The organism is Bacillus sp. FAU20, from assembly GCF_056033865.1.
The window spans coordinates 444,619-461,400 of sequence record NZ_JBVYHY010000003.1; the positions used below are offsets into that span (position 1 = coordinate 444,619).

Genomic DNA, 16,782 nt, shown 5'->3' on the forward strand with positions numbered 1-16,782 from the left:
AGGGAGTCTTTGTGATGATAAAAAAAGTATTAATAGCCAATCGTGGGGAAATTGCTGTACGAATTATTCGTGCTTGTAAAGAAATGGATATTGAAACAGTTGCAATTTATTCAGAAGCAGATAAAGAGTCACTTCACGTACAGATTGCAGACGAGGCGTATTGTGTAGGACCAACGATTTCGAAAGAAAGCTATTTAAATTTGACAAACATTATTAGCGTTGCGAAGTTAACAGGCTGCGATGCTATTCATCCGGGATACGGATTTTTAGCAGAGAATGCAGATTTCGCAGAGTTATGCCGTGAATGTAACTTGATTTTTATCGGTCCAAGTCCAGAAGCTATTTCAAAGATGGGCACAAAAGACGTTGCTCGTGATACAATGAAAGAAGCAGGGGTTCCGATTGTACCAGGTTCACAAGGGATTATTAAAAATACCGAAGAAGCGATCGAGCTTGCTAATCAAATTGGATATCCAGTTATTATTAAAGCGACTGCAGGTGGCGGCGGAAAAGGTATTCGTGTTGCACGCCATGAAGAAGAGCTTATAAAAGGAATTCAAATTACACAGCAAGAAGCTAGTACCGCTTTTGGGAACCCTGGTGTATACTTAGAAAAGTACGTTGAAGATTTCCGCCATGTTGAGATTCAAATAATGGCAGATACACACGGAAATGCCATTCATTTAGGAGAGCGTGATTGTACAATTCAGCGCCGTTTGCAAAAACTATTAGAAGAAAGTCCATCACCTGCACTTGATGAAGATATTCGCAAGCAGATGGGTGAAGCGGCAGTTAAAGCGGCGGTAGCGGTTGATTATACAGGTGCTGGTACGGTTGAGTTTATTTATGAATATAAAACGAAAACCTTTTATTTCATGGAGATGAATACGAGAATTCAGGTTGAGCATCCGGTTACTGAAATGGTAACGGGAATGGACTTAATTAAAGAGCAAATTCTTGTTGCTTCAGGAGAAAAGTTATCGTTACAGCAAGAAGAAGTACAATTTAATGGTTGGGCAATTGAATGTCGAATTAATGCGGAAAACCCTGCCAAAAAATTTATGCCATCTCCAGGTAAAGTAGAAATGTACTTACCACCAGGAGGATTTGGTATTCGCGTCGATTCAGCTGTATATCCGGGATATTCAATCCCACCTTTCTATGATTCGATGGTTGCTAAATTAATTGTTCACGGAAAAACACGTGAAGAGGCAATTGCAAAAATGAAGCGCGCACTTAGTGAATTTGTCATTGAAGGCGTACATACAACAATCCCGTTCCATTTGCAATTGTTAGATCATCCTGATTTTGTAAAAGGTGAGTTTAATACGAAGTTTTTGGAAGAGCATGAACTTGTGACGCAGTGATACATTAAAGGAGGTTTTTTTCATGGCTGAACATATGTTAGATATGGGTCAAGATACAACTCTTGGTAAAGTAGAAATTGCACCAGAAGTAATTGAAGTAATTGCAGGTATTGCAGCTGCTGAAGTAGAAGGTGTAGCGGCAATGCGCGGTAATTTTGCTACAGATGTTGTTGAGAAGTTAGGTAAGAAAAATCATGGTAAAGGTGTAAAGGTTGAATTAGCAAACGAAGATATTATCGTTGACCTTTATGTTGTAATGTATTTTGGTGTAGCAATTCCAGTTGTTGCACAAAAGATTCAAGACAATATTCGCCAAGCACTCTTTACAATGACAGGACTTGAGCCAAAAGAAGTGAATGTTCACATCGTTGGCGTAACATTCGAAACACAAAAAACAGAAATCGAACCAGTGTAAGAATGAAAAGGTGCCTAGTAACATAGGCATCTTTTTTATCGTTTCATTTCTTCACAAATTACAACCCTCTAATTATTATACTATTTCAAAAAATAAGAAATAAACAAGAAAATGTGTCGTTTTTCCAAAAAACGTACATTGTGATAAGATATGGAACTTGAAGTTAATCTTTTTATTATTTTTCAGCCTTGTAACCCGTGTGTGAAACGATAAATTGTGTTATTATCATTGTATTATAAGGTTGGAAAATCAATGAAAACTGTAAGAGTAAGTGAATTGACGGCTTATAAATTATAATAATATAACAAAGTATAAGGAAAGACTTGAAGCATAAAGGAGAGTTACAATGAAACGTAGGACGGCTAGAGAAAGAGCAATGCAAGCATTATACCAAATGGATATTACAGGTGAATTAGAACCGAAAGTAGCAGTGGAAAACACGCTAGATGAAGGCGAAGAAACAAATGAGTTTCTAGAGTCACTTGTAGTAGGTTTTGTAGAAAATAAAGAAGCAATCGATGAAGCGATTCGTCAAAACTTAAAAAAGTGGAAGCTTGAGCGTATTAGTATTGTTGATCGCAGTATTTTACGTGTAGCTGTGTATGAAATGAAGTACATGGAAGAAATTCCACATAACGTAACAATTAACGAAGCAATTGAAATTGCAAAAACATTTGGGGATGAGGAATCTCGTCGTTTTATTAACGGCGTTTTATCTAATATAAAAGATACACTGTAAATTCTTTAAGGGGGAATCTTAAAATGGTAGCAGTAATCATCAAAGGAAATGAAGTTGCGGAGAAAAAACGAGCACAATTAACAGAAGAAGTTGTGAAGTTGAAAGAGCAAGGTATTGTACCAGGATTAGCAGTTATTTTAGTTGGAGAAGATCCAGCATCTCGTTCTTATGTGAAAGGAAAAGAAAAAGGCTGTGAACAAGTAGGAATTTACTCAGAGCTAATTGAACTTCCTGAAACAATTACTGAGGAACGTTTGCTTGCTGAAATCGATCGCTTAAATGGCGATGACCGTATTAATGGTATATTAGTGCAATTACCTTTACCAAAACATATTGAAGAAAAAGCTATCATTGAAAGAATTTCACCAGAAAAGGATGTAGACGGATTTCACCCAATCAGCGTGGGACGCATGATGACGGGACAAGATACATTCCTTCCATGTACACCGCATGGTATTGTAGAATTAGTAAAAGAAACAAATCTTGATATTTCTGGGAAACATGTAGTAGTAATTGGAAGAAGTAATATTGTCGGTAAACCAGTGGGGCAATTGTTTTTAAATGAAAATGCAACTGTCACATATTGTCATTCTAAGACGCAAAATATGAAAGAGTTATCGAAGTTAGCTGATATTTTAATCGTAGCTGTTGGACGACCTAAAATGATAACAGCTGATTATATGAAAGAAGGAGCGGTTGTAATTGATGTTGGTGTTAACCGTTTAGAAACAGGAAAACTTTGTGGTGATGTTGACTTTGACAACGTGTTAGATGTTGCGGGTTACATTACACCTGTACCAAAGGGTGTTGGTCCAATGACAATCACAATGCTTCTTCATAATACTGTTGAATCTGCCAAACGTGCAGGTGTCGTTTGTAAATAATTTGAATCGGCTATGAGGAGAGAGAAATGGAGAAGCAATATTTAACCGTTACAGCGTTAACACGCTATATAAAAACAAAAATAGAATATGATCCGCATTTGCAGTCTGTTTGGTTAAAAGGTGAAATTTCCAACTTTAAAAATCATAGCCGTGGCCACATGTATTTTACATTGAAAGATGAAAATGCAAGAATCGCAGCGGTTATGTTTGCGGGTCATAATCGTAATATTAAATTCAAACCTGAAAATGGGATGAAGGTACTCGTGAAAGGGAAAATCTCTGTTTACGAGGCGAGTGGTTCTTATCAAATTTATATTCAAGACATGCAGCCTGACGGAGTCGGAAATTTACATTTAGCGTACGAACAGTTAAAAGTTCGTTTAGAAGAAGAAGGACTTTTTTCTCAAGTTTATAAAAAAGCAATTCCTCCTTACGCTAAAACAATAGGTGTGATTACGTCGCCAACAGGAGCAGCGATTCGTGATATTATAACAACGATTAAACGTCGTTATCCAATTGGGAATGTTATTGTATTTCCGGTACTTGTACAAGGGGAGTCAGCGGCTCCCTCGATTGTACAAGCGATTCGTACAGCGAATGAAATGGGAGAGATAGATGTACTAATCGTTGGACGTGGTGGAGGTTCTATTGAGGAATTATGGGCTTTCAATGAGGAAATGGTTGCAAGAGCAATCTTTAAGAGTGAAATTCCTATTATTTCGGCAGTAGGCCATGAAACGGATTTTACAATCGCAGATTTTGTTGCAGATTTACGCGCGCCAACACCGACTGCAGCAGCTGAGCTGGCAGCACCTAACATTATAGAGTTACAAGAAAAGGTATTACAAAGAACTCTGAGATTGCAAAGAGCGATGAGAGAGTTAGTACATAAAAAAGAAGAAAAACTACAAGTGTTGCAAAAATCGTATGCGTTCCGTTATCCAAGACAAGTATATGAGCAAAAGGAAGAGCAATTAGATAGAGCGCTAGAACAGCTTGTTTTAGCGAAAGAGCGCTATATTGATAAAAAGGTGAATCAGTTAAAGCAACTTTCATTTTATTTAGAGAAGCACCACCCATCTCAAAAAATTATGCAAACAAAGGTAGCTGTTGAAACGTTGCAAAAGCAATTACAACGTGAAATGCAAACGTTACTTCAAACGAAAGAATTTGCCTTTGTAAGAGCTGCTCAAAAACTTGAAGCGTTAAGTCCGCTTAAAGTAATGATGAGAGGGTACGGGCTTGTATATGATGAAGAGAAGCAAGTGTTAAAAAGTGTGAAAGATGTAAGCCTTGGAGATGCTGTTTCAGTTCAATTACAAGATGGAATACTAGATTGTAGCGTATCAGGCATAGAGGAGCGTGAATTGAATAATGGAAAATAAATTAAGCTTTGAAGAGGCAATTTCGCAACTTGAGCATCTTGTTTCTAAGCTAGAACAAGGTGACGTACCTTTAGAAGAAGCGATTTCTTATTTTAAAGAAGGTATGGAATTATCTAAGCTTTGTGATGAGAAGCTGAAGAATGTACAAGAACAAATGGCAGTTATTCTTGGGGAAGATGGAGAGCTTGAACCGTTTACTGCTTTAGGAGATGAAGCATAGTGACGATTGCTTTTGATACTTTTTTGAAAGAAAGTAAAACTTTCGTAGAAGAAAAACTTGTAAGCTATGCAAATGAATTACAATGTCCAAATGTACTTCGTGAAGCAATGGCATATTCTTTGGAAGCGGGTGGAAAACGTCTCCGCCCGTTACTTTTGTTTGCAACATTACAAGCGTTTGGGAAAGAAAGAAATCTTGGAGTAGGTGCAGCTTGTGCTCTTGAAATGATTCATACATATTCGTTAGTTCATGATGATTTACCTTGTATGGATGATGATGATTTAAGAAGAGGAAAGCCCACAAATCACAAAGTATTTGGTGAAGCGATGGCAGTTTTAGCAGGAGATGGCTTATTGACGTATGCTTTTCAAGTTATTATGGCATATGAGCAAAAAGAAATTTCTGCTGAAAAAAAAGTAAGACTTGTACTTGAACTTGCAAAAGCAGCAGGACCAGAAGGAATGGTTGGCGGACAAGTGGCAGATATGGAAGCGGAAGGGAAACGCCTTACGATTGATGAATTGGAGTACATCCATAAACATAAGACCGGAAAACTGCTTGAATTTGCTGTACTTGCGGGTGCGATACTTTCTGATGCGACAGAAGAGCAAGAAGAAAAGTTGCTTACTTTTGCTAAATATATCGGTCTAGCTTTCCAAATTCGAGATGATATTTTAGATGTCGAAGGAACTGAAGAAGAGATTGGAAAACCGATTGGTAGCGATCTTTCTAACGAAAAGAGCACATATACGACGTTGTTTACTATAGATAGAGCAAAGGATATTTTAGAAGAAACAATTGCAGAAGCAAAAGGTGCGATTAGCTCCTTGCAATTACAAGATGAATATTTACTATCTATTTGTGATTTGATTGCAAAACGTAATAACTAATATAACAGCGTTTTCATTTGTTGAGTCATTCATCATTTTATGATATAAATGTAGGAAAAGGTTTTTCTTTTCTTGTTATTGGCAAAAATATATGTAGATTACATTGCCGTTATCACTTCGTGTTAGCGGCTATTTTTTTCATCGCCTAAAGAAATATGGTTTATAATAGGATTAGGGCGCAATAGACTGGTTAATAGCGGGACAAGACGAAAAATAGAAAAGAGAATTTCTTGTTTTGTGTAAATGTTTTTTTATAATATTTGACATGTTGACAGATTATGAAATGAAAGTGAGTGATCCATGTGGATCTAACGCAAATTCAAAACCCTAGTTTTTTGAAAGATATGTCTATCAGTGAACTAGAGGGATTGAGTGAGGATATTCGTAAGTTTTTAATTGAAGAGCTCTCTCAAACAGGTGGACATATTGCACCTAATTTAGGTGTAGTAGAACTCACAATTGCTCTGCATAAATTATTTGATAGCCCGCAAGATAAATTTTTATGGGATGTAGGACATCAATCCTATGTACATAAAATTTTAACTGGACGCGCGAAAGAGTTTGGTACATTAAGGCAATATCAAGGTCTATGTGGTTTCCCGAAACGTTGCGAGAGTGAGCACGATGTATGGGAAACTGGTCATAGCTCGACTTCGTTATCGGCTGCAATGGGAATGGCTCTGGCACGTGATTTAAAGAAAACGAAAGAATATGTTATACCAATTATTGGAGATGGTGCTTTAACAGGCGGAATGGCTTTAGAGGCATTGAACCATATTGGACATGAAAAAACAGACATGATTGTTATTTTGAATGATAATGAAATGTCAATTGCACCAAACGTTGGTGCGCTTCATAATGTACTCGGTCGTTTACGTACTGCAGGAAAATATCACTGGGTAAAAGATGAATTAGAGTATATATTAAAGAAAATTCCAGCAGTTGGCGGGAAAGTGGCTGCGACAGCAGAGAAAATAAAAGATAGTCTTAAATATTTACTAGTATCTGGTGTCTTTTTCGAAGAGTTAGGCTTTACATATTTAGGTCCAGTCGATGGGCATGATTATGAAAAGTTATTCGAAACGTTGCAATATGCAAAGAAAACAAAAGGCCCAGTACTCGTTCACGTTATTACGAAAAAAGGAAAAGGTTATAAACCGGCTGAGAGTGACGTTATCGGTACTTGGCATGGAACAGGACCTTATAAAATTGAATCAGGTGACTTCGTTAAGCCGAAAGAAGTTGCACCAGCATGGAGTGCTGTCGTTAGTGAAACAGTACTTAAGCTAGCGAGAGCAGATGAGCGTATCGTAGCAATTACACCTGCAATGCCTGTTGGATCAAAACTTGAGAAATTCCAAAAAGAATTCCCAGATCGTATGATTGATGTAGGTATTGCAGAACAGCATGCTACAACAATGGCAGCAGGTATGGCAACGCAAGGAATGAAGCCATTCTTAGCAATTTATTCGACATTTTTACAAAGAGCATATGACCAAGTTGTTCATGATATATGCCGCCAAAATTTAAATGTTTTCATCGGAATAGATCGCTCGGGATTAGTAGGAGCAGATGGTGAAACGCATCAAGGCGTATTTGATATCTCATTCTTACGTCACTTGCCGAATATGGTGCTTATGATGCCGAAAGATGAAAATGAAGGGCAACATTTAGTTTATACGGCGATGCAATATGAAGATGGACCAATCGCATTGCGTTATGCGCGCGGTAATGGACTTGGCGTTCATATGGATGAAGAATTAAAGGCGATTCCAATCGGTACGTGGGAGACGTTAAAAGAGGGTACACAAGCAGCTATTTTAACGTTTGGTACGACAATACCAATGGCAATGGAAGCAGCTGAGCGTCTTGAAAAAGCTGGGGTTTCAGTGAAAGTAGTGAATGCTCGCTTTATTAAACCAATGGATGAAGCATATTTACATGATCTTCTAGGAAAGAATATACCGATTTTAACGATTGAAGAAGCTTGTTTAATTGGTGGTTTTGGAACAGGAGTAGTTGAATTTGCATCTGAAAATGGTTACCATAGTGCATTAGTTGAACGAATGGGTATTCCAGACCGCTTCATAGAGCACGGAAGTGTAACAAAATTATTAGAAGAAATTGGTTTAACGACAGATGCTGTTGTAGACCGTATTCATACAATGATTCCATCAAAACAAAAAAGGGCGTAACAAATGAGCGTAAAAAAAGAAAGAGTAGATGTACTATTAGTAGAGCGAGGACTTATAGAAACGCGTGAGAAGGCAAAGCGCGCCATTATGGCCGGACTCGTATATGCAAATGAGATGAGACTTGATAAGCCAGGAGAGAAAATCTCGCAAGATACTGAGATTACGGTGAAAGGACAAGTTATGCCGTATGTAAGTCGTGGTGGTTATAAACTTGAAAAGGCATTAGAGACATTTCATCTTGATTTACAAGATAAAGTTATGATAGATATTGGTTCATCAACTGGTGGCTTTACAGATTGCGCGCTTCAAAATGGAGCGAAATTATCTTATGCATTAGATGTAGGATACAATCAACTAGCGTGGAAATTACGTCAAGATGAGCGTGTTGTTGTAATGGAACGAACAAACTTCCGTTACGTGACACCAGCAGATTTAGAACGTGGTTTACCGCAATTTGCAAGTATTGATGTTTCATTTATATCATTAAAGCTTATACTGCCAGTTTTAAAAACAATGCTTATGCCTAACGGAGATGTAGCAGCGTTAATTAAACCGCAGTTTGAAGCTGGAAGAGAGCAAGTTGGGAAAAAAGGTATCGTTCGTGATAGAAAAGTACATGAAGCTGTTGTAGAAATGATTGTCGATTTTGCTTTAAAAGAAGGCTATGATGTGGAAGGTTTAACATTCTCACCAATTACGGGTGGGGATGGTAATATTGAATTTTTAATTCATCTGAAATGGCATGGTGAACGTGAGAATGGCGAAAATCATTCTCCAATTTCTATAGAGCAAGTTGTTACAGAAGCGCATGACGTTCTAAAACAAAAAGGGAAAGGGGAATAACATACGTTGTTCCTCTTTTTGCTGTAATTGTATAATGATTGCAAAAACAATTGTGTACAAGAAACGAATTATAAGTTAACATAAATAAGTGAAGTATACCAATGTTTAAACTATGGTAAGAGATAGTGTGAGGTGCAAATGTATGAATAAAGGTCAGCGCCATATTAAAATCAGGGAAATTATTGCAAACAAAGAAATTGAAACACAAGATGAATTAGTTGATATTTTACGTAATGAGGGATTTAATGTAACGCAAGCAACAGTATCGCGCGATATTAAAGAATTGCACTTAGTGAAGGTGCCATTACATGATGGGCGCTATAAATATAGCTTGCCAGCAGATCAACGATTTAACCCGTTACAAAAATTAAAACGAAATCTAGTGGATTCATTTGTAAAATTAGACACGGCAGGACATATGCTTGTGCTAAAAACATTGCCTGGTAACGCTCATTCACTTGGAGCACTTATTGATCATTTAGAGTGGGATGAGATCATCGGAACCATCTGTGGTGATGATACTTGCTTAATTATTTGCCGTACACCTGAAGATACAGGTGTTGTCTCTGATCGTTTCTTAAATATGTTGTAACAAAAAATCTTGTTTGCTTTCCATCATAAAGTGGAAAGTGAACAAGATATTTTTATTGTTTAAAAATATGAATTTTCAATTGTAATATAATATTTTGTGTGTATAAAGTTAAAAAATAGATGGATTGACCCGTAAAACAAATGTTTGGTACAATGAAGCGGGTTAGAAGAGTATATACATACAAATATATAGCATGATTATTTGAATGAAGAACTGAGAAAATCCTTTAGTAAGGGATTATTTTATAACGAGGTGAATGGGGCATTGTTATCGGAATTATCGATTAGAAACTTTGCTATTATTGAAGCATTAAATATTTCTTTTCAAAAAGGTTTAACGGTTTTAAGCGGTGAAACAGGGGCCGGAAAATCGATTATTATTGATGCAATTAGTTTACTTGTAGGTGGCCGTGGGTCAGCAGAATTTGTTCGATATGGAACAGAAAAGGCTGAGATTGAAGGGTTATTTTATGTTGAAGATGAGAAGCATCCATGTATTGAAAAGGCAGAAGAGTTAGATATAGAAATAGAAGATGGCATGATTATTTTAAAGCGTGATATTGCTGCGAACGGGAAGAGTGTATGTCGTGTAAATGGGAAGCTTGTTACACTTAGCATATTAAAAGAAATTGGGAAAACACTTGTTGATATTCATGGACAGCATGAAACGCAAGATTTAATGAATGAAGAACGACATCTGTTTATGCTTGATCATTTTGATGGGGATCGAATCGTTAAACAATTAGATATATATCAAAACGTATACGCTGACTATGAAAAATTAAAAAAACAATTGAAATCGTTAAGTGAAAATGAACAACAAATGGCACATCGCTTAGATTTAATTCAGTTTCAGCATGAAGAAATTCGCAAGGCGGATTTAAAGCTGGATGAAGAAAATGAATTAACTGAGGAACGATTACAAATTTCTAATTTTGAAAAGATTTATAAAGCGTTAGGTGATGCATATCGTTCGTTAAGTGCCGACGGACAAGGATTAGATAATGTAAGAAGTGCAATGGGGCAAATGGAAAGTATTACACATTTAGATGAAGTGTATCAAGAGAATCATGATTCAATTGCAAATAGTTATTACTTATTAGAAGAGGTTGCCTATCAACTGAGAGAAAAGCTCGATATGATGGAATATGATCCAAATCGTTTAGATGAAATCGAAACACGTTTGAATGAAATTCGTATGCTAAAGAGAAAATATGGAAATACTGTAGAAGAGATTTTAGCGTATGCTGATAAAATTGAAAAGGAAATTTTTACGATTGAAAATAAAGACGTTCATATTGAAACGACGAAGAAACAGTTGAAGGAATTAGAAAGTGTTATTCTGAAAGAAGCAACGTTGTTAAGTAATATGCGTCATGAGCTTGCAGAACATCTTACAAATGCAATTCATCAGGAATTAAAAGAATTATATATGGAAAAAACGAAATTTGAAGTGAGAATTATGAAGAGAGAAGGAAATGCAGAAGAGCCCCTTGTGGAAGGTGCACCGGTAAGACTTACGGCGGACGGTTACGATCATGTGGAATTTTATATTTCAACGAACCCAGGAGAGCCGCTAAAACCACTTTCAAAGGTTGCTTCTGGAGGAGAGTTATCTCGTATCATTTTAGCTTTAAAAAGCATTTTTTCTAAGCATCAAGGGGTTGCATCTGTTATTTTTGATGAAGTGGATACGGGTGTAAGTGGCCGGGTCGCACAGGCTATTGCAGAAAAAATTTATCGAGTATCAGTAAACTCGCAAGTACTTTGTATTACGCACTTACCTCAAGTAGCTTCAATGGCGGATTCGCATTTATTTATTCGAAAACAAGTAGCGAATGATCGGACAATTACTTCGGTTACTGTTTTAACTATGGAGGATAAAGTAACAGAAATAGCTCGAATGATTTCTGGTGTGGAAATTACAGATTTAACGACAGAGCATGCGAAAGAATTACTTACGCAAGCGCATCATTTTAAACAGACAGCAGAGGCTATCCAGTAATGGATAGCTTTTTTTCTCAAATGAAGATTTCTTAATTCTTCCGGTTATAAATAAAGCATTGCAAGGAGAGATTAAAAAGTGAAGCCAAGAGGCTGAATGTGGGGTAGGAGCGAGGAGAGTGAACAAGTTGAAATTAGAAAAATTTCGAAAAATAATAGGTCTTTGTCTCCTTGTTTCTTTAGTTTTTATTGGATGTTTTAAACCGCTTCGAACGTTTATTTCATCACCGAAACAACTTGTTGTTTTTGAAGGACAACAATCAGAAATATCATCATTACCAGTTTTCAAAGCTTCATCCACAAATCGTCATGTATTTACAGTGAGTTCGAATGAACAAAAACAAGGACTTATGGTAAATTCTCATCAAAATGGTGAAGCTGATATGGTATTTCAGCTTGCTGGTTTTCCAGTGAAAAAAGTAAATGTGAAAGTGTTAAAAGATTTTAAAGTGATTCCAGGTGGACAATCAATTGGTGTGAAATTAAATACAAAAGGTGTACTTGTTGTAGGCCATCATTTAATTCAAACTGAAAAAGGTAAAATATCTCCTGGTGAAACAGCAGGTGTACAAATCGGAGATATGATTACTGAAATTAATGGTAAAACAATTGAAAGAATGAGTGATGTAGCACCGTTTATTCATAATAGTGGAGAAACAGGTGAACCGCTTAATCTTGTATTGTTAAGAGATGGAAAATATATTCGTACGAAGCTAACTCCACAAAAAGACAACGGTGAATCGTCTTATCGAATTGGCTTGTATATCCGTGATTCGGCAGCTGGAATTGGAACGATGACATTTGTTCATCCAGATTCTATGAAATATGGGGCACTTGGTCATGTTATTTCTGATAATGATACGAAAAAGCCGATTCAAGTCGAAGATGGACAAATTATGCGCTCGACAGTTACATCGATTGAAAGAGGTAGTCATGGGAATCCAGGAGAGAAATTAGCAAGATTCTCACCAGACCGTGAAGTGATTGGCGATATTACAATTAATAGTCCATATGGTATTTTTGGAAAATTAAAGACGAATATGAAAAACGGTATAATGGATAAAGCAATGCCTATTGCATTATCTCATCAAGTAAAAGAAGGACCAGCAAAAATATTAACAGTTATTAATCAAGATAAAGTAGAGGCGTTTGATATTGAAGTTGTTAGTACAGTGCAGCAAAAATTCCCAGCTACAAAGGGTATGGTAATAAAAGTAACAGATAAACGTCTATTAGCGAAAACGGGCGGTATCGTACAAGGAATGAGTGGAAGTCCAATTGTACAAAATGGAAAAGTAATTGGTGCTGTTACACATGTATTTGTAAATGATCCAACATCAGGATATGGTGTTCATATTGAATGGATGTTACATCAAGCTGGAATTAATATTTATGATCAAGAGAAAAAAGCGAGCTAATATATATTATTAGCTCGCTTTTTCTGTTGAAAAATTCGTTGAAATTTTGTAAAAGCTCCGCAAGAGGTGTTTTTTGTTGTAAAATAAAAGGAAAGGGTTGAACGTTTCGTTGTATTTCTATGATGGAATGTGTTGCGAAAGGGAATAAATGAACGATAAACATATTTTTTTGTGATTTTATCGGAAAGTAAGAAACTTTAAAAGGGAATTTTCACACAATTGTCGAACAATTCATGTAGCCTAGAAGGATACACATGTCGGAGAATCGATTCGGTAAGGGAGGAAAAGCTGTGGAGAAAATTAAAGTATGTCTTGTGGATGATAATAAAGAACTAGTATCAATGTTAGAGAGCTATGTAGCCGCTCAAGATGATATGGAAGTAATCGGTACTGCTTATAATGGTCAAGAGTGTTTAAACTTATTAACAGATAAGCAACCTGATGTACTCGTTTTAGACATTATTATGCCACACTTAGACGGTTTAGCTGTATTGGAAAAAATGCGACATATTGAAAGGTTAAAACAGCCTAGCGTAATTATGTTGACGGCATTCGGGCAAGAAGATGTGACGAAAAAAGCTGTTGACTTAGGTGCCTCATATTTCATATTAAAACCATTTGATATGGAGAATTTAACAAGTCATATTCGTCAAGTGAGTGGTAAAGCAAACGCTATGATTAAACGTCCACTACCATCATTCCGATCAGCAACAACAGTAGATGGAAAACCGAAAAACTTAGATGCGAGTATTACGAGTATCATTCATGAAATTGGTGTACCCGCTCATATTAAAGGATATATGTATTTACGAGAAGCGATTTCCATGGTATACAACGATATCGAATTATTAGGATCGATTACGAAAGTATTGTATCCAGATATCGCAAAGAAATATAATACGACAGCGAGCCGTGTGGAGCGCGCAATTCGTCACGCAATTGAAGTAGCGTGGAGCCGTGGGAATATTGATTCTATATCGTCCTTATTTGGTTATACAGTATCCATGTCAAAAGCAAAACCTACGAACTCTGAGTTTATCGCAATGGTTGCGGATAAGTTGAGACTTGAACATAAAGCTTCGTAAACGCTGTAGCGACAAAGATGTAACGCTCATCTTGTAATTGGTAAAAGCCAATAAACATGATTTCAATCCAATAAATATTTTGATACATACCCAATGAATGATTTTTATTCGTTGGGTATTTTTTATTTGTGAAAAGGAGTGATTTCATGAAGATATCGGAAACGGAATGGTATTTAAATGACTTTTTAATTTATTGCCAAAGCAAAAATCTATCACCGAAAACAATTTCATCTTACGAGCAAACATTAAAATTGTTCCTGTTATGGTTAAAAAATGAACAAGACCTTGAGGAAGTCAACTATGTAAAAGCGGGACATATACGACAATATATTGCTTACGTTCAGGACCGTGGCAAATATACGGTGGTAAGTCGAGAAGAGTCAATTTATAGTAATCACCCACAGAAAAGAATGGATTACAAAAAAAGCGTAAGTAACGTAACCATTAACAATTACATTCGAAATATAAAAGTGTTTTTCAATTGGTTACATGAGGAAGGTGAGATACGGAAGAATCCTGTAGATGGTATATCGACAATCAAAACGGAACGTAAACAAAAAAAGGCAATAACAAAACAAGAGTTTCAAAAGTTGTTAGATGTGTTCGATTATACAAAATTTCACGGTTATAGAAATAAAGTCATCGTCTTGCTACTACAAGATACAGGATGTCGAATAGGAGAAACTTTAGCAATTAAAGTTGATGACATAGACTTCAAACATCGTATGATTTTGCTGAAACATACCAAGGCAAGACAAGAACGTTATGTATATTTTTCACAGACATTAGCACGTGAATTAAAACATTATTTGCAATTTAAAGATAGGGACACGGAAACCGAGTTATTATCCCCCACAACGAAAGGAACTGAGTTGACGATACATTCCTTTGAGAAACAATTAAGACAAGCCAGTGACAAAACCGGTGTGTCTGTACATCCTCATCAGTTGAGAAACAACTTCGCACGGGAATATTTGATGAATGGCGGTGACATTTTCACGTTATCACGAATTTTGGGACATTCATCGGTGCAAGTTACGGAACAGGCATATATGGATTTAACACGAGAAGAAATAGCGAGGAAATATCACGAACATTCGCCATTAGCGAAATGGAGAGTTAGATAACAAAATAAAAAACGAGCGGATTATAGGACGGCCATCCTACCACTCGTTCTCACACAACAAATCCCGAAGGACTCGTCATGTTCATTTTAGCATGATTGTCCTTTGTAATCAAAAGGAGAATGAAACATGTTATTGAATGGTAAGCCAGAAGAATTAACACGTTATTCGAAATTAGAATATGATGCGAAATTATTCGTTCAGAAGGCTCACGAATTGTGGGAATACAGTGATTTACAGATACGATGTGTGTATTTAATATCTGACCTTGCAAAGAAAGGTTGTGGGGTGTTCAGTATCGCATATGGCACATTTCAAAAGATGTTTGAACAACGCTTTAGCATGAAAATATCATTATCAACTGTTCGAAGATTTTTCGCTTTAATGGAGAAAATCGGTTTATTATCAATCAATGAGGCGAAACGAAAAAATGAGCAACAATCCGCTAACGTTTATATCGTTGAGCAACAATGCGAAGAACCACAACATGAACAACCTCTAGAGCATCCTTCTGAACACCAAAATACTGTTTCTAAAGAAACAGAAGACGATAAACAAAAAACTTTCAATAATAATAATGTTAACAATACCGTTATACAAAACAATGTAATACATGATGAATATGTGTATGCAAGAAAAAATGGCATCAGTAAGAAAATGTTCTCCAAGGTAATTGATGAAATGAAGAATAAAAAGAGGATTAGTAATATAGGAGCATATATACGTGGGGCGATTAATAACATAATCAATCACATATCGTTCCGCAATGGAAAACGAACATATGAGAATCCTATGAGTCAATTCTTTTATAATTGGTTGAATGACAACGGACACGAAACGGTATAGGTTTCGACAACTTATTAACTTTTGCTCAAATACTGTCCGTTTGCTGTCCGAGGGATTGCAGATAGATATTCAACGAATGAATGTTTCTATTCAACAAATACATGGAAAATATATAGAAGTAGTATAATGCGGTCATTTATGTATATATCAATTAAATATGTTGTATATACAAAAAATGCCACGTACCAAATGAATGATACGTGGTGTAATGTAAATCAAAACAGAAAGGATACATAAAACATGTTAGAAATTATTGTAGATGTTATTCATAATACTATTATATTGTGTTTTAATGATTTTTAAGGAAGGATTGCAAAGGAAATTTAAAATTATTCACGTACAGTTGCGGTGATTTTAACAAACATATTATCATCAAATTCGTGTATCTGTTTAATATCAAATGCTTGCCCCTTGCAAACTAAAAATAGTTAATTAAATATTTACAAAGCGAAATTAAGTAATTGATACAATCTTTGTTTATGAAAGAGTATTCGTTTATCCTTCTCTAATAAAAACTTTATTTTATGAGGAAGATTTGAGCAGCATTATAGGTGTGGAAGTATATCAACTTTCAAACTGCAAGGTAATTAATCCTTGAAAATTTAACGGTAACGATGTGGCATATATGGTTCATTTCTAAAATGAAAATTCTGCTTAAAGTAATGTATTTTTGGCAAAAAACTTTAACGGGAGTCCTGAATATTTGATAAAATAGATATATTGTAGTAATTTTTTACAGGAAATAGTTTTCATTATTAGAAGATGAGGAAATTGAG

At 35.9% G+C, this 16,782-nt stretch carries 15 protein-coding genes; all 15 read left to right on the plus strand.

Annotated elements, in window-relative coordinates; genetic code table 11:
• Positions 1 to 14: 14 nt before the first annotated feature.
• Positions 15 to 1,367, plus strand: coding sequence for an acetyl-CoA carboxylase biotin carboxylase subunit (gene accC / locus AC0OM3_RS02650; RefSeq protein WP_000592870.1), 1,353 nt, complete (start codon positions 15 to 17; stop codon positions 1,365 to 1,367).
• 22 nt (positions 1,368 to 1,389) lie between these two features.
• Complete coding sequence (locus tag AC0OM3_RS02655) at positions 1,390 to 1,782, plus strand: Asp23/Gls24 family envelope stress response protein (protein ID WP_000807630.1); 393 nt, start codon at positions 1,390 to 1,392, stop codon at positions 1,780 to 1,782.
• 346 nt (positions 1,783 to 2,128) lie between these two features.
• Entirely contained in the window at positions 2,129 to 2,521 is a 393-nt protein-coding gene (nusB, locus tag AC0OM3_RS02660; protein ID WP_000830247.1) for a N utilization substance protein NusB, read from the plus strand.
• A gap of 23 nt (positions 2,522 to 2,544) precedes the next feature.
• Positions 2,545 to 3,405, plus strand: a complete 861-nt coding sequence (gene folD / locus AC0OM3_RS02665; RefSeq protein WP_000226734.1) for a bifunctional methylenetetrahydrofolate dehydrogenase/methenyltetrahydrofolate cyclohydrolase FolD — start codon at positions 2,545 to 2,547, stop codon at positions 3,403 to 3,405.
• Between the two features lie 26 nt (positions 3,406 to 3,431).
• A complete protein-coding gene (xseA, locus tag AC0OM3_RS02670) occupies positions 3,432 to 4,790 on the plus strand; it encodes an exodeoxyribonuclease VII large subunit (RefSeq protein ID WP_000415249.1) in 1,359 nt (452 codons plus the stop codon).
• The gene (gene xseB, locus AC0OM3_RS02675) at positions 4,780 to 5,010 is read left to right on the plus strand and encodes an exodeoxyribonuclease VII small subunit (protein ID WP_000428423.1); all 231 of its coding nucleotides are present in this window, start codon (positions 4,780 to 4,782) and stop codon (positions 5,008 to 5,010) included. The genes xseA and xseB overlap by 11 nt, the downstream gene beginning before the upstream one ends.
• Positions 5,010 to 5,900, plus strand: a complete 891-nt coding sequence (ispA, locus tag AC0OM3_RS02680; RefSeq protein ID WP_000150373.1) for a (2E,6E)-farnesyl diphosphate synthase — start codon at positions 5,010 to 5,012, stop codon at positions 5,898 to 5,900. Before xseB ends, ispA begins: the two co-directional genes overlap by 1 nt.
• A gap of 302 nt (positions 5,901 to 6,202) precedes the next feature.
• Complete coding sequence (gene dxs, locus AC0OM3_RS02685) at positions 6,203 to 8,095, plus strand: 1-deoxy-D-xylulose-5-phosphate synthase (protein WP_000366452.1); 1,893 nt, start codon at positions 6,203 to 6,205, stop codon at positions 8,093 to 8,095.
• A 3-nt stretch (positions 8,096 to 8,098) separates the two neighbouring features.
• Positions 8,099 to 8,938: a TlyA family RNA methyltransferase gene (locus AC0OM3_RS02690; protein ID WP_000111872.1), complete on the plus strand. Its 840-nt coding sequence runs from the start codon at positions 8,099 to 8,101 to the stop codon at positions 8,936 to 8,938.
• 142 nt (positions 8,939 to 9,080) lie between these two features.
• A complete protein-coding gene (gene argR, locus AC0OM3_RS02695; protein ID WP_001032581.1) occupies positions 9,081 to 9,530 on the plus strand; it encodes an arginine repressor ArgR in 450 nt (149 codons plus the stop codon).
• A 264-nt stretch (positions 9,531 to 9,794) separates the two neighbouring features.
• A complete protein-coding gene (recN, locus tag AC0OM3_RS02700) occupies positions 9,795 to 11,534 on the plus strand; it encodes a DNA repair protein RecN (RefSeq protein WP_000947761.1) in 1,740 nt (579 codons plus the stop codon).
• Between the two features lie 118 nt (positions 11,535 to 11,652).
• Positions 11,653 to 12,951 carry a SpoIVB peptidase gene (gene spoIVB, locus AC0OM3_RS02705; RefSeq protein ID WP_002164177.1) on the plus strand — a complete coding sequence of 433 codons (1,299 nt, stop codon included), beginning with the start codon at positions 11,653 to 11,655 and terminating at the stop codon, positions 12,949 to 12,951.
• 290 nt (positions 12,952 to 13,241) lie between these two features.
• Positions 13,242 to 14,036 (plus strand): sporulation transcription factor Spo0A, encoded by a 795-nt coding sequence (gene spo0A / locus AC0OM3_RS02710; RefSeq protein WP_011110369.1) that lies wholly within the window; start codon positions 13,242 to 13,244, stop codon positions 14,034 to 14,036.
• Positions 14,037 to 14,182: 146 nt separating this feature from the next.
• Positions 14,183 to 15,163: a tyrosine-type recombinase/integrase gene (locus AC0OM3_RS02715; RefSeq protein ID WP_474211046.1), complete on the plus strand. Its 981-nt coding sequence runs from the start codon at positions 14,183 to 14,185 to the stop codon at positions 15,161 to 15,163.
• A gap of 126 nt (positions 15,164 to 15,289) precedes the next feature.
• On the plus strand, positions 15,290 to 16,006 hold the full coding sequence (locus AC0OM3_RS02720) for a hypothetical protein (RefSeq protein WP_474211047.1): 717 nt from the start codon (positions 15,290 to 15,292) through the stop codon (positions 16,004 to 16,006).
• Positions 16,007 to 16,782: the final 776 nt, after the last annotated feature.